Source organism: Cupriavidus sp. 05L411 (assembly GCF_056398045.1).
The window spans coordinates 121,204-139,308 of sequence record NZ_JBFTOQ010000012.1 but is presented as its reverse complement, the minus strand read 5'-3'; the positions used below and the strand labels follow the sequence as shown (position 1 = coordinate 139,308).

Sequence of the window (18,105 nt, the reverse complement as noted above, 5' to 3'; positions counted from 1 at the left end):
CATGAGCCAAGCAGATAACAAGCAATACGCCGGCATCGAGATCAATGCGCTCGGCATCGCCACCCTCACCATCCGCGAGGCCGGCTCGCTCAATATCCTGAGCACGCCGGTCATCGCCGCACTGACCCAGGCCGTGGCCGAGCTCGCGGCCCGGGACGAGATCCGCGTGCTGATCGTGCAAGGCGCCGGAGAAAAGGGCTTTATCGGCGGCGCCGACATCAAGGAGATGGCCGCCCTGACCCGTGACAGCGCGCAGCGCTTCATCAGTGGCCTGCGTGGCCTGTGCGATGCGCTGCGCCACTTCCCCGTGCCGGTGATCGCGCGCATGCCCGGCTGGTGCCTGGGCGGCGGCCTGGAACTCGCGCTGGCCTGCGACATCCGCGTCGCCGCGGACAACACCCACGTCGGCATGCCCGAGGTCAAGGTCGGCATTCCGTCGGTCATCCACGCCGCGCTGATGCCCCGCCTGATCGGCAACGCCCGCGCCGCGTGGATGCTGCTGACCGGCGAGATCTCCGACGCGCGCGAAGCGCTGGCCTGGGGCCTGGTGAGCAAGGTGGTGCCGCTAGCCGAACTGGACGCCGAGATCGAACGCCTCGCCACGCTGCTGGCCGGCTTCGGCCCTGCCGTGGTGCGCCAGCAAAAGCGGCTGTTGCGCGAGTGGGAAGAGGCGCCGCTGGATGTGTCCATCAACAACAGCGTGGCGGAGTTTGGCAGTGCCTTCGAGACCGGGGAGCCGCAGCGGTACATGAATGAGTTCTTGCAGCGCAAGCGGTAAGCGGTAAGCGGGAAAAAGGGGCCAAGGGAGCCAGGACGGACTGTTCGCCGGCAGGAACAGTTTGTTCCGGGAACTCCCTTTTTTGCATTGTCCTTATGAGGCTACATTGACGCCGCTGCGATGCCCGAGCCCTTGGGGCGTCGCAAATCATAAGGAAATCAACGCAATGAAATCTCGTGCATGGCTGGCGCTGTTGCCGCTCATTCCCGGCGCCGCAATGGCGCAAGGCAGTATCACGCTTTACGGCGTGGTCGATGCCGGCATCGAATACCTGAGCCACGTGCCCAACGCCACCGGCGGCAGTGACTCCACGGTGCGCATGTCCACCGGCAACCTCTCTACCTCGCGCTTCGGCCTGCGTGGCACGGAAGACCTGGGCAACGGCCTCAAGGGCGTATTCGTACTGGAGAACGGCTTCGACCTCGACACCGGCAAGGTCAACCAGGGTGGCCGCCTGTTCGGCCGCCAGGCCTTCGCCGGCCTGCAGGCCCAGTACGGCACGCTGACCCTCGGCCGCCAACAGACGCTGCTGTACGATCTCTCGTCGGCGTTCGACCCCATGGTCATCTCGACCCGCTACTCCCTGCTGATGCACGACAAGTGGATGTCCGGCCGCGCGGACAACGCCATCAAGTTCACCGGCACCACTGGCGGCATCTACTACGGCCTGCTCTACAGCACCGGCTACGACAGCACCGCCGGCGGCGAAATCGCCGGCGCATCCAAGGCGGGACGGGAATGGAGCGCCAGCGTGGGCTACGCCAGCGGCCCCCTGTCCGCGCGCGTGGCCTACGACGAAGTCCGCGGCAGCACGGTCACGCTGCAGGACAACCGCGAGCGCCGCGCCGCCGTGGCCGCGGCCTATGCCTTCTCGTCGGTCAAGGTGCTGGCGGGCTACCGCTACTACCGTGGCGACTTCACCACCAGTTCCCTGCGCACCAACCTCTACTGGGCCGGCGTGCAGTACCGGGCCACGCCAGCCATTTCGCTGACCGGCGCTGCGTACTACACCGACGTGCGCAACACGTCGGCCGATCCGCTGAGCTTTGTGTTATCCGGCACCTACGCACTGTCCAAGCGTACCGATCTCTACACGATCCTCGCTTACGCGAAGAACCGCGATGGGTCTGCGATGGGATTGTCCGGGTTCGGGCCGTCGCTGAATGCCAATGCGACAACGCTGGTGAGTACCACGGAACAAGTCGGCGCCGGGCAGAGCCAGGTGGGGGCGATTGTGGGCATGCGGCATCGGTTCTGAGCCGTTTTTCCTGCAGTCGGGGCTGTGTCGGCATCGCCGGTCTGTTCGCCACCGGGCGCATGACCGACAGTGAGGGTTCCCATGTCATTATTGCCTCTTGTCTTGATCAAGCACATACCCAAGTTTTGGCACGGTGCGGATGATGTGTGGCTGCCCGCCGGCGTGACTCAACTTCTTGCGCAGGCTGACGATGGCGACGCGCAGATAATGCGCATCGCCCTGATGCGAAGGGCCCCAGACCTCGCTGAGCAGGCGAGATTCGCGCGGCGTGACCGCGATGGTCTTTACGCGGTCGAGGCTTGGTACATGAAGGAGAACAATGTTCCCGTTTGTACCGGCCAGGTTGGCAGCGACGGGCCTGCAACCCCCAATGGATGCTTGAACAGTGCCTTCTTCACCGACCCGAGCAAGCGCTTCAAAACCAGCGAAATCGCCGTGGTGGATTACCTGAACTGGCAGTTCAGCTCGGGCCGGCCAGCGGCGCGCAGCCGATGTTGCCGCTGGCGAAGGGACACGGCGGCCATCCCTGAATCCTGGCGGGTGGCGAGCGCATCGGCATGACGAGGCCAGATCGATCGCATCGCCACCGGGTCCGGCGCCGGCCGCCAGCCACGAACTATCGCGGTGCTACCGTGACCCTTTCCTCGCTGCGCGTATGGCGCGCGACCTCGCCCGCCTCCAGGCGCAGCGGCTTGCGGCCAAAGCCCGTATAGAGGGCGAGCTGGTCGCTGTAGTGCGGTGAGCGGGTGCCATCCGGCGCGACGAACCCGCTCTGCCCCGGCGCCACTACATCCCATGCCTGCGTCTTGCCGGCAGCGGCGGCACTGCCGAACACGATCAGGTCATTCTCCGTCCCGCGGTTCTGGTACTCCGGCACGCGAATGGCTTCGGCCGCATCCGCCTGCGGAATGCCGAAGAAGTTGTTCGCGCGGAAGGTGAGCATCACGGCTGGCGGTTGCCAGCGGGCGATATCGTCCCCGTACTTGGCCGACAGCGATGCCCAGGTGTCGCCCAGTGCGGCGCGAATGACATCGTCTGGCGCAGCGCCGCCAAACAGGTCCACGCGCTGGGGAATGGCCGAGCGAGATCCCAGCAACGCCTCGTAAAGAACCTTGCTGCCCGTGCTGAGGTTCAGCGAGCCGGTGGGCCCATCCTGCGTCGTCTCGTAGCCACTGGCCATGTACCACTTGTCGAACGGCGCGGGAACCGCCTTGACGACGGTCCTTGCCAGCATCGACGTGAGCCAGGCGTTCATGATGGCCGAGCCGGGCTGGGCGTACTTTCCGGTGTCGCGCGGGTCGTCGTTGATGCCGTTCCAGCCCGCCAGCGTATCGGCAAGGCGGCGGCGCGGATCATCGGCAGGCAGCGCCGCCGCGGCATTGCGGATGAACGGCAGGAAGTGCCGCACGTTCAGGTCCGAGCGGCTGGTGTCCTTCAGGATCTGCCAGGCATCGTCGCTGTCGAGCGTCGCGTGCGCCTCGATGCGCTGCTGGATTTCGACATTGCGGTCCGCCGCGCCCCACAGGAAGGCAAACAGATCCGAGGCCGGGTAGCCCTGCTCAGGCGAGTTGTTCCAGTTGGCGATATAGCCGGAGCGCGGGTTGTAGACCTGCGGGTTGGTGGAGAACGGCAGCACGCCGCGCCAGTCCCATTCCCCGGTACCGGGCACGGGCAGGCGCGGGTCGTGGCCCGTCCGACGATGCGGATAGGCGCCGGTGTGTGCGTATCCGATATTGCCCTGGCGGTCCGCGTAGTACCAATTGATGGTCAGGGCCTGTCGTGCGGCCTGGGCTGTCCAACTCTTCCAGTCATGCGCCTGCGCCTGATGGGTCCACGCCAGGAGCGACTGCACTTCCTTTCCGCTCCAGGCACGTGACTTGGCATAGGCAGTGTGCGTGGCGTCGTCCCGCTGCATGACGATGCCGTGCACGGTACGGTAGACGTCGAGTGTCACGGGCGCGCCATCCTTGACGTGGATGATCTCGGCGCGCTTTTGCATCTGCACCCACTTGCCGTTGTGCCAGTAGAAGTCAGGCCGAGCGGGGTCGACGCGCTCGGCAAACATGTCGATGTCATCGCCAAAGCCGGCAGTCGATCCCCATGAGATCTTGCCGTTGTGGCCAAACAGGATGCAAGGGTAGGCAAACGGCGTATTGCCCACGATATCGAAGCCCGCGCCATGCAGGCCGATACCGTAGGTGTAACCCGGGTTGAACCAGCCAAACTGTGGCCCATTGAGCATGATCGCCTTGGCGCCGCGCGCACGCTGCTTGCCGATCACCCACATATTGCTGGTGGTCGGGAAGCCGGCAGGGCCGTTGGCGCCGCTCTGCGCATACTGGGCGAACACGGTGTCGCGGTTGGCCTGCGTGTCGAGCGCGAGCAGCATGCCGTCGTCGCCGCGCGCGGGCCGCTCCGCCATCGGCGGCGGGCCGTCGTAGCGTGGCAATGCGTAGGCAAGTTCGCCGGTGCCTGCCGGGGCGCCAAGCCGTATCGGGTAAGTACGCTCGCCGGCCGCGATGGTGGTGACCGCCTTTGGATTGACGAGCCACTTCAACTGCGTGAACAGATCCATGCCACGCGCTTCACCATACCGGTCTTTCAGGGCGCTAAACAACGCCAGGTTGTCCACCTCGCTGGTGCTGTCGGAGAAGCGGTTCGCCATGGTACCGACGAACACCATCGCCACGTCGAATGCGCTCCAGTCTGACGGCTTGAAGCCCGCATCGTTGAACTGCTTTGGCATCAAGGTGTCAGGCCGCGCACGGACCTGCGCGATCCACGCATTCATCCCGGCGGCATAGCCATCGAGGATGTCGCGCTCCCTCTTCGGCAAGGCCGCGATTTGTTGCTCGATCGCCGCGGGCCAGTAGTTGCCGCGCGTTGCCAGGTCGAACTTGACGAACTTATCGCCCAGCACCTCGGCCACCGTTCCTTGCGTGCTGCGCTTAGCCATCTCCATCTGGAACAGCCGGTCTTGCGCGACGGCATAGGCATAGCCATAGAAGAGCTTGTAGGCGGTGTCCGCGTAGATATGGGGCACGCCATACTCGTCACGCTTGATCACGACCTGCTGCGCGGCACGGGACGAGGCCGCATGCGCCGTCGCAAGACCAATGGGAATATCCGCGATGCCGCCGAGGGCGAGGATGACGGCAGTCGACGCAATGCGGGCAAGGCGGGGGCGCAGGGTCATGATGTCTCCGGGGTCTTTGTTCTTTATGGCGCCGGCACATCCTAAAATAAACCGACCAGACGGTCAATTAATAAAGGCGCATCTGCCCCTGCAACACTTCCCTCCGGCTGTCATTTGCCATTTGTCATTTTCCGCATGCGGGGGCGGCGCCCGTGAGGCAGGGCGACTGCATCCTCGGAGTGGCCGATTGCCCATGCATTGATGTCGCGTACAGGTAGCGGCGAATCGCTGGTAAGCGACTCTTGGCAACCGTGCGGAAACTAGCCGAGTTGTGGGGGCGGCAACAGGATTCGTCAGCGTCACTTCCAGGATCGGTGACAGACGGCAATTTGCATCGTTGAAGCGACAGTACCCTGGCGCGCCTGGCGGAATGCTTGCGAAGTCATTCCCGGCTCGCCCACTAAGGTATGCACTCGGGCTCCAGAGCGGCGAAAAGAGGGGGGCTCTGACGCCTAGGGCAAATTTCTGCCGGGAAGTGAAGGCGTCCTTCCGCGTGGGCCACTGGCGCGCACTGCTTGCCGGTTGACGGCTCGCGTGCGGTTCCTGTCCCGGCCTGCTGCAGTGAGCCCATGGCTGTCGGGCAGGCTGCGGCCGCCCAGGTAATTGTCGGCGCGGCCACCGAAAACGCCGAGCCTGACTTCCTCGCCCATCCCCCCGACAACATGCTGCGCCTGGGCGGCTCCCGAGGTCGCCGCCAGCGTGGCGATCGCCATCAGGGCAAACGAGTAGATCTTGTTCATGCGATTTTCCTGCATTTCATGTTGTACGGCATGCCGCTGTATTGGCGGCCGCCGTCTTTTGTGGCTCGGGGAGCATAGTGCGACGGGCCTCCCTCGGTTGTAATCAATTGTTAGCACCTGGCAGGTGCGAGGGCGAAAAGCCACAATGCACGCCCCGTGGCGTGCTGGTCCGGCTATTGCGCCTGCCTTTCACGTCATTTTCGAGCGGCCGACTCTACAGAATCGCGATACCGCTGCCGTTAATGGAGACGGCCGTCTACAACAAGCCCTTCGCCCCGAAAGATCTCGCGATCCATGAATTCCAACCGGCCAGACCAGACCCAACCGATTACCTTCCAGTGGGCGCTCGCGCTCACCTTCGTGGCCTGGTTTGTCGAGGTGATACTGACCATGTTGCTGCGCCCGGCCTTGCTGCGCAACGGCATGCAGCCAATGGCCGCTGCCAGTCTCATTCGCGTGGTCTGCTACGGGCTGGTGTTCAGCACCTTGCTGCATGCCAGCGGGTTGAGCTATCGCAAGCTGTTCCACGAGGGCCGGGCCAGCGTGGCGGCCACGCTGGGCGTGCTGGGCCCGCCGATCCTGCTGATGGTGCCGCTGATCCTGCTGCTGGACGGACTGGCCATGGTCGGCATAGAGGCGCTGTTCCCGTTTTCCGCCGATGATGCGCGCATGATCACGGAGATGACCAGCGGGGGCATTGGCATCTGGGTGCTGGTGTGCGTGATCGCGCCGTTCGTGGAGGAGATGTTCTTCCGCGGCATCCTGCTGCGCGGCATGCTCCGTCGGTACGCGCGTGCCGATGCCACCGTGTATTCGGCCTTCGTCTTCGGCGTGGCGCACCTGAACATCTACCAGTTCGTGATTGCGTTCGCCATCGGGCTGTTCGCGGCGGCGCTCTATTGCCGCACACGTTCGCTCTGGCCTGGCATCGTCCTGCATGCGGGCCTGAACACCGGCGTCATGATCTCAGCCGCGATGGCGCCGGAAAGCACGGCGCTGGAAGCGCCGCTCGGCGTGTGGGCGTTAGCCGTACCATTGGGGCTGGCCGGGGCCTGGATGCTGCGCCGGCTGCTGTGGTACCCGCGTGGCGCGGGTGCGGCCGAAGGCCAATCCTGACAGCCCGCTTCCTCCTTGCAGGCAATCCACGAGGCCAGCGCCCGGGCAAACTTCATCCCTCGCCTCGAGGCAACCGTTGAACACCAAAGCGGGCTTAAATGTTCCAGCGATCCGCGATGGCCGCCAGACGCTGCCTGAGGTCGTCGAACTCGTCGGACAAGCGCAGCGTCAGCGAGATATAGCCAGCCCATTGCGGCGCGGCGGTGCCCGCGACTTGCGCGAGCGAACAACTACCGCGCGGGGCCAGGCGCGTCACCACGCCATGGGTCAGCGCACGCGCCATGCCGATCAGCATGGCGCAGACGCGGCGGTTTTCTTCGGCAAGATGGTCGCGCACGAATGCCTTGTCTTCTTCGTCGTCAACGCGCGGGCGCGTGGCCGCGAGCACTTCCAGCAAGCTGATGCACACGCGCATGCCATGCTGGATGGCTTCGAGCTGCTCCATCGATACATTGATCTCCTTGGCCACCGACGGCATCAGCGATCGCAGTTGTACCAGCAAGCTGCCTTGCAGCACCATGGCCCGCTGCAGCACGGCCCGGTCGAAGCCCGCGTCGTTGACGATGGCCGTGTGCATCCTGGCGCAACTGCGCAGGGCCTCGGCTAGCTTGTAGCGCCACGTATAGGTGGCGTGCAGGGGCAGCGCGAAGGAGAACAGCAGCGCGATCGCGATGCCGATCAGCACATCCGCCGCGCGCCAGAGGCCGTCCGCAATGGCGTTCTCGCCATGGCCGGCGACGATAAAGATGGTAATGGCAGAGAGCAGCGCCACGTAGCCACCCTTGCCGATCGCGTGATACGCACAGATGGCGCAAGCGATCACGATCAGCGCGTAGCTGAGCAAGGGCGCGTGCAAATACGATTGCTGCAGGATGATCACCAGCCCCGCGCCCGCGCCGATCAGCGTGCCGAGCGCACGCTCGGCCGCCTTCTTGCGGATATTGCCGTGGTGCTGCAGGCCGCCGATGACCACCAGCAGCGTGATTGACGCCCATTCGCCATGAGGCAGGTGGATGCCCGTGGTCAGCGCAATGGACGTCAGCAGGCCAAGCGCTACCCTGGCGGCATGAATCACCTTGGCATGGCGGTAGCGGCGCGCCGGATCCAGCACCGGGCGCAGCACACGCCGCAGCACCGGATGGACGCGCGCGAGCAGACGGGTGATTCTTGGCAGCATCATCGGCGACCTGGCTGACAGCGAAGCGGCGCTGGGCGCAGTCGCCCGGCTGGCACCGGCAAAGTACGCTAGTGTCCTCCGCCTTTCACCGTAAGGCAACCGGGGCCCGGGCACGCTGGCACGCGCCCTGCGTCACCAGCCGCACCAGCATCGGCGCGGGTATATTGCCCACCAGGCCTGAGGGCCGCTTGAAGATGTGGGGGTTGGCGTGCTCGCTGTACGCCATCTCAGTTCAGCCTCCGGTAAACAACTGGCTCGGCGCGATGTACACCCGTATCCCCTTGGCCTGCGCCACCTCCGGGAAGATGGTCCTCATATCGACCGAGGTCCCGCCGATGGCCTCCAGGAACGTCCAGCCGACGGTCTTGTCGCCAGCGCGAAAGGCCACCGTTTCGCCGGATGCCACGTTCACGTAGTTCATGCCCGGGGCCAGCGTGACCGTGCGGGTCGTCGTGCTCACGTCGGCGGGACTGCCGAACAGGGCGGCGACACGGGCGGCTTTCGTGGCCGGCGTGGGCGCGGTGGCGCTCCAGGCGGAGGGACTGGCGGCGGCGATGCCGAGGAGGGAGAGTGCCAGAGCGGCGGCGAGCGTTTGCTTCTTGTTCATCGTTTTTCCTTGTGCCTACCCTTGTCAGATTTGGGTACACGAGGAAAGTGTAGCGACGATGAATCTATTCTAAAAATGATATATTCATCGTGCATTCAGTCGCTTTTTTCATGTTCAGTGGTGACGCCGGCAACTACGCGACCGGGGCGCCATCCTCCCGCGTGGCGGCAACACGCGGATCATTGAGCAGGAATTGCACGAACGCCGCCGTGAAGGACGGCAGCTTGCCTTCGGCGCGCACGATCAGGTTCAGCTCGCGGCGGGCCCAGGTTTCCGCCAGCCGCACGCCAGCTATCCGGGCTTCGCGCAGGGCCGCCGCGGCCACGCTGCGCGGTACCAGCGCCACGCCCACGCCGGCTTCGACCAGTGACAACGCGGCCTCGAAGCTATGGGCGTGCAGCCGCACGTTGGGGCTTTTTCCGGCGCGCTGCGCCATGTCGCGCAGGAAGAGAAAGTTGCTGCTGCCGCGGCTCATGCACACGAAATCGAAATCCAGCGCGGCACCGAAGCGCAGTTCGGCCTGGCGCGCCAGCGGGTGGCCGTTGGGCACCGCCAGGATCAGTTCGTCCACCGCGTAACGCACGGCACGGACGTCGCTGGCATCGATATCGCCAGCCAGAATGCCGATATCGGCCTCTTGCGCAGCCACGGCGCACGGAATCGCCTGGCTGGCGCGCTCTTCCAGGTCGATGTTGACGTCCGGGTTGGCGGCCAGGAAGCGGCTCACGCTGGGGATGATAAAACCGTTGAGCGAGCTGCTGTTGGCCAGCAGCCGGATATGGCCCTTGAGTCCGGCGGAAAAGCGCCCGACCTCGCCATGCATGCGCTCCACGCCGCGCAGCAGTTCGCGCACGTGCACCAGCAAGGTCTCGCCGGCAGGGGTGAGTTCCATGCCGCGCGCGCTGCGCACGAACAAGGCCGTGCCCATCGCGTGCTCGAGATTCTTGAGGCGGTAGCTGGCGGCGGATGCCGTGATGTGGCTGGCAGAAGCGCCACTGGACAGGCTCTGCGCTTCTGCAATCGCCTGGAACAGGCGCAGGTCGGTGAGCTCGTAGCGCACTGTGTCTCCGGGGGCTGTCTTGTTGCTTCGCCGTTTGGCGCTTGATGCCGCACGCGAGACAAAGCAGACGGCCCCGCGCAAGGGGGCTCATTTTAGAGCATTGCGCGGGGCCGGCCCCGGGGACGCAGGGATGGAGATGCGTGCTTAGATCAGCGTCAGGCGCACGTCGATATTGCCACGCGTGGCATTCGAGTACGGGCAGACCACGTGCGCCTTGTCGACCAGGTCTTGCGCGACGGCGCGGTCCAGGCCGGGCAGCGCGATGTTCAGATCCACCTCGATGCCAAACCCGGTGGGAATAGCGCCGATGCCGACCTGGCCGGTGATGGCGGTGTCGGCAGGCAGTGCCACCTTGTCACGCGCCGCCACGAACTTCAGCGCGCCCAGAAAGCAAGCCGAGTAGCCTGCTGCGAACAGCTGCTCCGGGTTGGTGCCGGCGCCGCCCGCGCCACCCAGCTCGCGCGGGGTGGCCAGCTTGATATCCAGGGCGCCATCGGACGACACGGCGCGGCCGTCACGGCCTCCGGTTGCGGTGGCGGAAGCACGGTAGAGGACTTTTTCGATCGACATGATGACACTCCTGGCTAGTTGATAAAACTGGCTCATCGAGCCTTGGGTTGGAGAAAGCCTGTTCGCTTTCCATATTTAATAGCTAGCTATTAAATAGCACGCTATATATTAGACAATCAAAACGGGCTGTCAAGTTGTTCAGCCCGTCATCAGCCGCCGCTCCCATCGCGCCGGCGCCTTGATCCTTACCCGCCGGCCGCTACGGCAAACCGCTCGCGCAACTGGTCCAGCTCCGCCTTCACGGCCACCACCTGATCGACGCTGCAGCCCGAGGCACACAGCACCGCGCGGGGCACCGCCTCCGCCGGCTCCTTGAGCGCATGGCCTTCGGCGGTCAGCGTGACAATGACCTGCCGCTCGTCGGCAATGGCACGTTCACGCCGCAGCAGTTGCTGCGCTTCCATGCGCTTGAGCAGCGGGGTCAGCGTGGCCGAATCCAGATGCAGGCGGCCGCCGATTTCCGACACGGTCAGGCCATCGGCTTCCCACAGCACCATCATCACCAGATACTGCGGATATGTCAGGCCCAGCGGTGCCAGCAACTTGCGGTACAGCTTGTTCAGCGCAAGCGACGTGGCGTACACGGAAAAGCAGAACTGCTGGTCCAGAAGCAACGCCGACGCGGCATTTGCCGTGGCGTCATGTACGGCCTGCTTGGTCCGGGAGGTGCGTTTCGTGTCCATGGGCTGAAATATACATAGCGAGCGATTCAATTGCAAGCTATTTTTCCTTGCCGAACCGGCCCTTACCGGCCCTTACCAGGCAGTCGTGGCCATGACGCTTTACATCAAAGTGCGGAATTCAGCCGGCTTGAACCGCGTCAAGCAGAAAAAGGGTCCGTCGGCGTGCCCTGGTGAAACGACATCTGCCAACCCTTGTCAGTCAGCGTCCAGATCGAGGTGCGCAGGGTGTACCGCTCCAGCCGGCTGTCGGGCTGCTGGCAGGCAGAGCGGTAGTTCAGCATGGCCACGCCCGGCGCAAGCGAGCGCAGCGAGAAATCCTGCGCCCAGATCGTGCCCGAGGCGGCTTCGGTGGGCAACTCGTCCAGCGTGTCGGCCTTGGTGTAGATGCCACCGGAGCGGCCGAATTCCAGGAAGTCGTCGTGCAGCAGCGCGTCCAGCCGATGGCGGTCGCCGCGCGCGGCGGGACGGTGCAGCTCGGTTTCGAGTTGCCGGAGCAAGGGCAGCAAATCGATCTCTTGGTTCTCGTTGTTCATGTCGTGGTGCTCCTTGGTGTTCCCGCCAGCGCTCAGCATCCTGCCTCACTGCGCGTCGTCGTCCATGCCAATGGCAGTCGTGTCGATTCTCTCGACCTTGCCTTTTTGCCGCACCTCCGTGCGCAGCACGAACGCTTCCGTCGGACAGTACCAGTCGGTGACGTTCATGATCGCGGGCTCGGTCTGGATGAGGTCATCGCCCATCATCAAAGGCCCCAGCGAGGTGCGCTTTTCGTAAGTGATCGGCATGCATTCGCGGCGGCCCAGCATGGTCTCGATGGATTGCGCACGGCCGACACGGCGCTCGCCAACCGAAACCGAGGCCGATGGCGCGCGAATGGTCGTGACCATTTCGTCCGTTGCCAGGCTGTGGATCTCGAGATCCAGGCTGGAACTGAGCGTCTCGCCCGGCAGCACCACGCCCTCCCGTATCGCAAGGCCCGCGTAGCTGAGCACGCCTTTGCCCTGGAATGATGCCTGCCCGAACAGCCGCGTGTAGCGCGCCTGCGCATTGATGGTGGCGCGCTGGCTGCTCACGGTGCCGACAGAGCCGGCCGCCGCGCCGCGGTCGAACGTCATCTTGTGGACCTGGTCCATCACCACCGGCGGGCCCATCATGGCCGCCAGCGCCGACTTCGAGTGGATCGACAGCCAGGCGCTGCAGCCATTTTCCGTGAACGTCGGGTTCCGGATGGTCATGGTGATTGACATCGGCATGTCGCCACTGGCCTCCATCTGTGCCCGCGCGCCGGACTGGAACCAGGGCGCGTCGCAGATGGTGCCGGGCACGCCCTGCGCCGGGCTGTCGGTGGGGCCTTGCTGCGCCAGGGCTTCATCGGCCAGCCCGCATAGCAGCAATGGAAGCAGCACCGCACCCACCCGCCTGAAGGCGGGCTTCGGCCCGTGAGGGTGAGCAGTCATGTCGTGTCCCGAGCAAAAAACCTGCCGCTGGCGCTTCCCCATGGGTCGGGGTTTCAACCCGGACGGGCCGCCAGCACGCCCAGAAGGTAGCACTTGGCATGACGCCCCACAACCCGGATTGGCGCCAGCATCAAAGAATCTAAGCCCAAGAAGAACATGCCTAATTCGGCCCTCGGCCGGATTGCGGCGGAACGGGCGCCGCCGGGCCGGGACGGCCACCGAATACGGGATAAGGCACGCCGCGCGCCGGATCCGCCGTGATCTGGTCGACCACGATCTCCACGTCGGCGACTTCGCGCAGTGCGGCCACGAAGGGCTGCCCGGGGAAACCCCGCCCCACGCAGCCCTGTACCAGCAGCCAGCGGCCCCGCACGGTGAGCCACAGCGTGGATTCCCGCCAGCCCGGCAGCGTGATCGACAGCGACTGCAGGCGGCGCTGCGTGCTTTCTACGATCTCCGTCTCGTACTGGTAGGCATTGCCGAGACGGCAGCGGCCCTCGACATAGCAGTGGTTGCCGTCCTCGATCCGGTGATGGGCGTCGCGCCGCCATTGTGCTTCGTCCACGCGAGGCCCGAGCGGCTCCGGGCAATCGGCAATGCGCGACGAGATCTGGAAGAAGGGATCGTGGCCACGGTTTTCCTGGTCGCTGTCGGCGCCGCGCGCCGGCCAGGCCAGCATGGCGGTGCCGGCCAGCGCCACCATGGCGATCTGCGCGGGCAAGGACAAAGAGCGGACGGGCACGGCAAGCTCCTTGATGGCGGCTCTCGTCTGCGTAGGATAGAACCGGCTGGCTTGCGCGCCAAGCCCGGACAAGCGCGAGCGTCCAGGCTCAGCTGCCCTGCTTGCGCGCCAGCCACGCGCCCCAGAACAAGCTGCCGAAGAAGCGTTGCGGCGCGGCAAAGCCCGCCTCGGCGAGCAGCGCCTGCACGGCAGCCTCCGAGTGCGGCGGGTCCGCGCCTTGCAGGATCTTGCCCAGCTTGGCCTGGACCTCGTCGGCGCTGGCGCCTTGCATGCGCCAGCGCTCGCCCCACGCAGCCAGCAGCAGCGGCTCGCTGGCATAGGCGCGGTAATTGCCGGCGAGGATCAGCGGCGCGCCCGGTTTCAGGCGGGCAGCGATGGCGCGCAAGATATCGCGCTTGGCTTCGTCCCCCGGCAGGTGATGCAGCACGCCGATCAACGTGGCGGCGTCGAAACGCGGCGTGGCGGGCAGGTCCTCCACCACGCCCGCCACGGCATGCGTGCGCTCGGCCAGCCCGGCCTGGGCGACGCGCGCCATGGCAAGGTCCAGCATCGGCGCCGACGGATCGACCGCCGTAAAGCGCCACGCCGGCTCCAGCCTGGCCGCGCAGACGATCTCCTGCGCCGTGCCGCCGGCGCCGACCACCAGCACCTCGGCCGCGCGCCCGGCGCCGAGCGTTGCCGCCAGCATGCAGGCGGACAGTTCATGGCAGGCGTCGTAGCCAGCCAGCGCGATACGGCTTTGCTTTTCGTACTCGCCAGCGCGGTTGGGGTCGAATTTGGCGGCGGGATCCGCGGCGGCAGTTTTATTGGGGGTCATGGAAGCGTTCCTCTTCGTTCGCTCTGTCTTGTTGCGGGGAGATGACCCTGAACAGCCTAAAGGGCCGGTCCCGGCGCGACAAGATGACAACTTATGCTGGTATGAGACCTACCAGCACAAGATCGAATACAAAAGCGGAAACGAACCCGTCGCGAAGGCATCGACGCGGCAGATGGAACGCACCCCGGCGCATCAACGCATCGACGTACAATCTGCGCATTCCAAAAATAACCCAAGGAGACCGCGATGGCATTCATCGGCCCCGATGTGAGCTTGCACCCCACCGCCTACGTGCACGAATCGGCCTACCTCTACGGCAAGATCACCGTGCACGAGGGCGCATCGATCTGGATCAATGTGGCAGCGCGCGCCGAGAGCCGGGAAATCGTGATCGGCGCCTACACCAATATCCAGGACTTCGCGATGCTGCATATCGGCGATCGCACGCCGACCATCATCGGCAGTCACTGCTCGATCACCCACCACTGCACCATCCACGGCTGCACTATCGGCGACAACTGCCTGATCGGCATCAACGCCACAATCATGGACGGCTGCGTGATCGGCGATAACTGCATCATTGCCGGACACGCTTTCCTCAAGGAAGGCACCGTGATTCCGCCCAACTCCATCGTGATGGGCAGCCCGGGCAAGGTCACGCGCACGCAGAACAACTATGTGCGCAACCGGCTCAATGCGTTCTTGTATTACAAGAACGCGCTGGCCTATGCGGAGCAGAATTATCGGGCGTGGGAAGGGCCGGCGTTTTCGGCGCAGATGATGCGGGAGGTGGAGAGGCTGCAGGCGGAGTTGGACGCGACCGACGCTTGACACCCGCCACGATCACCGCGAGCTAGACCAGCCCGATATCCACTGCCCGCGCATCGGGAAACACATGCGCCAGGCGCGCATCGTCCAGCCCGTACAGGCGCTTGAAGATCCCGCCCAGCATCGCGCGGTATTCATTGAGCACCGGCCAGTCGCGATTCTGGTTCAGCGTGCGCTGCTCCACCGCCACTTGCTCGCCGGCGATGCGCCCGCCACGCACGGCGCCGCCGGCCACCCAGTACACCGTGCCATGGCCGTGGTCGGTGCCGCGCGTGCCGTTCTCGCGGAAAGTGCGGCCGAATTCGGAGACCACCACCACGGTGGTCTTGCTCCACACAGGTCCAATCTCGTCCGCGAATCCGGAGATGCCGCGCCCGAGGTTATCGAGCAGGTTGGCCAACTGCCCCTGTGCGCCGCCCTGGTTCACGTGCGTATCCCAGCCACCGACATCGATAAAGCCAAGATTGAAGCGCTCGCGCATCAGCCCCGCCATGCGGCGCGCTTCCACCTCGAAGCCCTTGGCGCTGAGCGCGCGGCGGTTGGCCGCCTGCATCTCCTGCATGCGGCCCGCCATGTCAGGCTCGGCCTGCGCGGGCAGGTTCGCGGCCATCATTGTGTTGCGGCGCTGCATGGCCTCGGCCTCCTGCGCCACGGTCTGGCGCAGCTCGAAGCCCTCGTTGATCAGCGACTCGAAGCGGGTGCCGCGATACATCTGCGCAAGCATGCGGGTCTGGCGCTCGTCGAAGGGCGTGCGTCCGGTACCCTTGAGCGAGACATTGGGCACGGTGAGCGCGCCGCTCAGCACCATCGGCAGGCCGTCGGTAAAGGCGACGGGCGCGGCGCGTCCGCCCATGGATTCGGCCAGCCGGTTGAGAAAGCCGGTGCCGCGCAGCGAGGCATCGATGCGTGCGCTGCCCTTGCCGTTGCCGGCGAGCGGCAAGCCGGCCTCGACCCCGTCCTGCGTCTCGAAGTGGCTGCGCGAGAGGTCATCGGTGCCGGCAAACGGCACGAACGCAAGCTGCTGCTTCTGCCACAGCGGCAGCAGGCTGTCCTTGAGCGCGGGGTGCAGCGCCCACGCATCGATGCCCCTGCCCGCGCCGCCATCGAAGGCCGCCGCCAGCGACAGCGCGGCGCGCGGATCGGCCGGAGCGCCCTGCGCCACCGGCCTGGCAATGGCGATGGTCGGGCGCGATGCGTAGTAGAAATCGCTGCCCGCGGGCACCAGCACGTTGGTGGCATCGTAGCCACCACGCAGGAACACCAGCAGGAAACGCGCATCGGCCTGCTGCGGCAGCGCGTAGGCGCGCGAGACGATGCCGGGCGCCAATGCCGCCAGTCCGGCAAGCCCCGCGCCCTTTAGCCAGTCACGTCGTTGCATGGGGTACTCCTTGTTCAGGGCGGACTGCTCAGTCCTGCATCCATTCGGGCGACGACAGCAAGATGGTGTTCCACTCCGCCTGCGACGTTGCCTGCGTCATCGCGGTGCGCGTGGCGGGGCCGAGCGTGGATTCGATGCTGTCGAAGAACACGCGGTTGGTCAGCAAAGGAAAGCCGGTGCGCTCGGCCGGCTTGCCATCATCCTTGGAGAACAGCCCGGCCTGCCCCGAGCCAATGGCGCGCGCGATCTCGAAGCGCTTGACCATCTGCCCGGAACTGGCCCATGCGCTCTCCGCTGCCGGGAAACCGTCCGGCGTGATGCGGCCATAGAGCGGCTCGCCAAGCTGGTTAAGCCAGCCGATGGCGGGGCGCAGGTTGGCCACCGTGCGGCCGTCATATGCCAGCCGCAGCGACGAAGCCACAAACTGCATCGGGTCCTTGAACTTGCGCGTGCCGGAGGCCAGCGTGGTGTTCAGCTCAGGCGACAGGAACAGCGTGCGCAGCACCGCCGCGATATCGCCATCGGTCTGCGTGAAGGTGCCTGCCATGCGACTGACGAGCGACGGCGGCGGCGCATCGCCGACGAAGTGCGCGGCGAGCTTGTAGGAGATGAAGCGCGCGGTGGCCGGATCGCGGCTGAGAATCTCCACGGCCTGCTCTACCTCGTGGAAACCGCTCGGCTCGATACGATGGCCAAGCAAGGTCTTGGGCCCGAAGTCGTGCCGGTTCGGGTTGAACTCGAACAGCCCGCCCGCGCGGTAAAACGCCTGCTTTTGCGGCGCGAGCTTGGGCGGCTCGCCGCTGGCGTTGATGCCCAGGCCGGTCAGCACGCGGGCCAGCTCCTGCACATCCTGCTGCGTATAGCGCGAGCCGCTCGGGCCGCCGGCCACGCCCAGCGTGTGCAGCTCCATCAGCTCGCGCGCATAGTTCTCGTTGATGCGGTTGACCGCGCTCTGCGCGTTGTCCAGGTACTCCAGCATGGCGGGCGATGTCACGGTCGCCATCAGCAGGTCGCGGAACTTGCCCAGCGCTTGCGGGCGCACCGCCTTGTCCTCGTAGTCGGCCAGCACCCAGCGCACCGAGCCCTTGCCGGAGTACACGCTGAAGTGGTTCATCCAGAACCACGTCATCTGCTCGCGCAGCTGTGCGGGCGAGTAGAGGGCGCGCAGCAGATGGCGGCGGCTGGTGTCGAGCACCACGTCGTTGCCGCTGCGGTTGAGCGCGTCGCGCGCCTTCTGTTTTTCGTCTTCGTCGGTAAGGGTGTTGATGCGCTGCTGCTCGGCGCGCACGCCGCGCAGCCTTTGCTCACCGCTTTGCTGGGCGATGCTCAGCGCCCCGATGGTGGTGGCAAGCTCGCCCGTATCGGTGCCGGGCGCCTTGAGTTGCTCATCGAGATAGCGCTCGCGCCCCAGCTTGCGCAGGCGCTCGATGCTGGACTGGTTGGCGCCGAAGGTAACGGTGTTGAGCCAGTGCAGGTCGGCCGGCTTCAGGGCCGCACCGGTTGTGCCCTCCGGCGCGCCGCCGCCTTGCGCGCAAGCACCCAGCAGGCCTGCGGCCGCACTCAGGAGGCAAACCGACATCAGGCGTGACAGCAGGCGTGAAATGTTCAAGGACATGGTTGGCCTGTCTCGAACCCCAAGGGGTGACACCGCTCTTACGCTGGCGGACGGGATTTGGTTGACGTGGATTCACCCGATATCCA

The 18,105-nt window shown here is 65.5% G+C and carries 18 protein-coding genes; 4 read left to right on the top strand and 14 right to left on the bottom strand.

Annotated elements, in window-relative coordinates; genetic code table 11:
• Position 1: 1 nt before the first annotated feature.
• Together AC1DQR_RS16820 and AC1DQR_RS16815 are read left to right on the top strand one after the other, a co-directional pair.
• Complete coding sequence (locus AC1DQR_RS16820) at positions 2-778, top strand: enoyl-CoA hydratase (RefSeq protein WP_253931641.1); 777 nt, start codon at positions 2-4, stop codon at positions 776-778.
• A gap of 166 nt (positions 779-944) precedes the next feature.
• On the top strand, positions 945-2,036 hold the full coding sequence (locus AC1DQR_RS16815) for a porin (RefSeq protein ID WP_477133392.1): 1,092 nt from the start codon (positions 945-947) through the stop codon (positions 2,034-2,036).
• 87 nt (positions 2,037-2,123) lie between these two features.
• On the opposite strand, the gene AC1DQR_RS16810 is transcribed toward AC1DQR_RS16815, so the two are convergent.
• The 3 genes from AC1DQR_RS16810 to AC1DQR_RS16800 all read right to left on the bottom strand — a co-directional run bounded on the left by AC1DQR_RS16810 (position 2,124) and on the right by AC1DQR_RS16800 (position 5,972).
• The gene (locus AC1DQR_RS16810) at positions 2,124-2,240 is read right to left on the bottom strand and encodes a winged helix-turn-helix domain-containing protein (protein ID WP_477133409.1); all 117 of its coding nucleotides are present in this window, start codon (positions 2,238-2,240) and stop codon (positions 2,124-2,126) included.
• A gap of 412 nt (positions 2,241-2,652) precedes the next feature.
• Entirely contained in the window at positions 2,653-5,232 is a 2,580-nt protein-coding gene (locus AC1DQR_RS16805; protein ID WP_477133391.1) for a penicillin acylase family protein, read from the bottom strand.
• Positions 5,233-5,684: 452 nt separating this feature from the next.
• Positions 5,685-5,972 carry a hypothetical protein gene (locus AC1DQR_RS16800; RefSeq protein ID WP_416050984.1) on the bottom strand — a complete coding sequence of 96 codons (288 nt, stop codon included), beginning with the start codon at positions 5,970-5,972 and terminating at the stop codon, positions 5,685-5,687.
• A gap of 294 nt (positions 5,973-6,266) precedes the next feature.
• On the opposite strand from AC1DQR_RS16800, the gene AC1DQR_RS16795 reads away from it, so the two are divergent.
• Positions 6,267-7,088 carry a CPBP family intramembrane glutamic endopeptidase gene (locus tag AC1DQR_RS16795; protein ID WP_416050985.1) on the top strand — a complete coding sequence of 274 codons (822 nt, stop codon included), beginning with the start codon at positions 6,267-6,269 and terminating at the stop codon, positions 7,086-7,088.
• A 94-nt stretch (positions 7,089-7,182) separates the two neighbouring features.
• On the opposite strand, the gene AC1DQR_RS16790 is transcribed toward AC1DQR_RS16795, so the two are convergent.
• The 9 genes from AC1DQR_RS16790 to AC1DQR_RS16750 form a co-directional block, all read right to left on the bottom strand.
• Positions 7,183-8,265 carry an FUSC family protein gene (locus tag AC1DQR_RS16790; RefSeq protein ID WP_416053318.1) on the bottom strand — a complete coding sequence of 361 codons (1,083 nt, stop codon included), beginning with the start codon at positions 8,263-8,265 and terminating at the stop codon, positions 7,183-7,185.
• Positions 8,266-8,497: 232 nt separating this feature from the next.
• Positions 8,498-8,872 carry a CzcE family metal-binding protein gene (locus AC1DQR_RS16785; protein WP_416050986.1) on the bottom strand — a complete coding sequence of 125 codons (375 nt, stop codon included), beginning with the start codon at positions 8,870-8,872 and terminating at the stop codon, positions 8,498-8,500.
• A 133-nt stretch (positions 8,873-9,005) separates the two neighbouring features.
• A complete protein-coding gene (locus AC1DQR_RS16780; protein WP_174426806.1) occupies positions 9,006-9,932 on the bottom strand; it encodes a LysR substrate-binding domain-containing protein in 927 nt (308 codons plus the stop codon).
• Positions 9,933-10,076: 144 nt separating this feature from the next.
• Complete coding sequence (locus tag AC1DQR_RS16775; RefSeq protein ID WP_043353183.1) at positions 10,077-10,502, bottom strand: organic hydroperoxide resistance protein; 426 nt, start codon at positions 10,500-10,502, stop codon at positions 10,077-10,079.
• 185 nt (positions 10,503-10,687) lie between these two features.
• Positions 10,688-11,185, bottom strand: coding sequence for a MarR family winged helix-turn-helix transcriptional regulator (locus AC1DQR_RS16770; protein WP_416050987.1), 498 nt, complete (start codon positions 11,183-11,185; stop codon positions 10,688-10,690).
• A 137-nt stretch (positions 11,186-11,322) separates the two neighbouring features.
• Complete coding sequence (locus tag AC1DQR_RS16765) at positions 11,323-11,718, bottom strand: nuclear transport factor 2 family protein (RefSeq protein ID WP_477133390.1); 396 nt, start codon at positions 11,716-11,718, stop codon at positions 11,323-11,325.
• A 45-nt stretch (positions 11,719-11,763) separates the two neighbouring features.
• Positions 11,764-12,639, bottom strand: a complete 876-nt coding sequence (locus tag AC1DQR_RS16760; RefSeq protein WP_477133389.1) for a hypothetical protein — start codon at positions 12,637-12,639, stop codon at positions 11,764-11,766.
• A 160-nt stretch (positions 12,640-12,799) separates the two neighbouring features.
• Entirely contained in the window at positions 12,800-13,318 is a 519-nt protein-coding gene (locus AC1DQR_RS16755) for a BON domain-containing protein (RefSeq protein WP_416053319.1), read from the bottom strand.
• 151 nt (positions 13,319-13,469) lie between these two features.
• The gene (locus tag AC1DQR_RS16750; RefSeq protein WP_477133388.1) at positions 13,470-14,198 is read right to left on the bottom strand and encodes an SAM-dependent methyltransferase; all 729 of its coding nucleotides are present in this window, start codon (positions 14,196-14,198) and stop codon (positions 13,470-13,472) included.
• Between the two features lie 246 nt (positions 14,199-14,444).
• Here AC1DQR_RS16750 and AC1DQR_RS16745 point away from each other — a divergent pair, with 246 nt between their 5' ends.
• On the top strand, positions 14,445-15,029 hold the full coding sequence (locus AC1DQR_RS16745; protein ID WP_416050991.1) for a gamma carbonic anhydrase family protein: 585 nt from the start codon (positions 14,445-14,447) through the stop codon (positions 15,027-15,029).
• Positions 15,030-15,051: 22 nt separating this feature from the next.
• Here the strand turns inward: AC1DQR_RS16745 and AC1DQR_RS16740 are convergent, their stop codons facing one another.
• Together AC1DQR_RS16740 and AC1DQR_RS16735 are read right to left on the bottom strand one after the other, a co-directional pair.
• Positions 15,052-16,404, bottom strand: a complete 1,353-nt coding sequence (locus tag AC1DQR_RS16740) for a DUF1501 domain-containing protein (RefSeq protein WP_477133387.1) — start codon at positions 16,402-16,404, stop codon at positions 15,052-15,054.
• Positions 16,405-16,432: 28 nt separating this feature from the next.
• Positions 16,433-18,019, bottom strand: coding sequence for a DUF1800 domain-containing protein (locus AC1DQR_RS16735; RefSeq protein WP_477133386.1), 1,587 nt, complete (start codon positions 18,017-18,019; stop codon positions 16,433-16,435).
• Positions 18,020-18,105: the final 86 nt, after the last annotated feature.

Coding starts and splice junctions, on each gene's coding strand:
- AC1DQR_RS16745 (WP_416050991.1), top strand. CDS start 14,445: ATGGCATTCATCGGCCCCGATGTGAGCTTGCACCCCACCGCCTACGTG.
- AC1DQR_RS16795 (WP_416050985.1), top strand. CDS start 6,267: ATGAATTCCAACCGGCCAGACCAGACCCAACCGATTACCTTCCAGTGG.
- AC1DQR_RS16735 (WP_477133386.1), bottom strand. CDS start 18,019: ATGTCCTTGAACATTTCACGCCTGCTGTCACGCCTGATGTCGGTTTGC.
- AC1DQR_RS16760 (WP_477133389.1), bottom strand. CDS start 12,639: ATGACTGCTCACCCTCACGGGCCGAAGCCCGCCTTCAGGCGGGTGGGT.
- AC1DQR_RS16805 (WP_477133391.1), bottom strand. CDS start 5,232: ATGACCCTGCGCCCCCGCCTTGCCCGCATTGCGTCGACTGCCGTCATC.
- AC1DQR_RS16820 (WP_253931641.1), top strand. CDS start 2: ATGAGCCAAGCAGATAACAAGCAATACGCCGGCATCGAGATCAATGCG.
- AC1DQR_RS16815 (WP_477133392.1), top strand. CDS start 945: ATGAAATCTCGTGCATGGCTGGCGCTGTTGCCGCTCATTCCCGGCGCC.
- AC1DQR_RS16755 (WP_416053319.1), bottom strand. CDS start 13,318: ATGCTGGCCTGGCCGGCGCGCGGCGCCGACAGCGACCAGGAAAACCGT.
- AC1DQR_RS16765 (WP_477133390.1), bottom strand. CDS start 11,718: ATGAACAACGAGAACCAAGAGATCGATTTGCTGCCCTTGCTCCGGCAA.
- AC1DQR_RS16785 (WP_416050986.1), bottom strand. CDS start 8,872: ATGAACAAGAAGCAAACGCTCGCCGCCGCTCTGGCACTCTCCCTCCTC.
- AC1DQR_RS16740 (WP_477133387.1), bottom strand. CDS start 16,404: ATGCAACGACGTGACTGGCTAAAGGGCGCGGGGCTTGCCGGACTGGCG.
- AC1DQR_RS16770 (WP_416050987.1), bottom strand. CDS start 11,185: ATGGACACGAAACGCACCTCCCGGACCAAGCAGGCCGTACATGACGCC.
- AC1DQR_RS16775 (WP_043353183.1), bottom strand. CDS start 10,502: ATGTCGATCGAAAAAGTCCTCTACCGTGCTTCCGCCACCGCAACCGGA.
- AC1DQR_RS16800 (WP_416050984.1), bottom strand. CDS start 5,972: ATGAACAAGATCTACTCGTTTGCCCTGATGGCGATCGCCACGCTGGCG.
- AC1DQR_RS16790 (WP_416053318.1), bottom strand. CDS start 8,265: ATGCTGCCAAGAATCACCCGTCTGCTCGCGCGCGTCCATCCGGTGCTG.
- AC1DQR_RS16750 (WP_477133388.1), bottom strand. CDS start 14,198: ATGACCCCCAATAAAACTGCCGCCGCGGATCCCGCCGCCAAATTCGAC.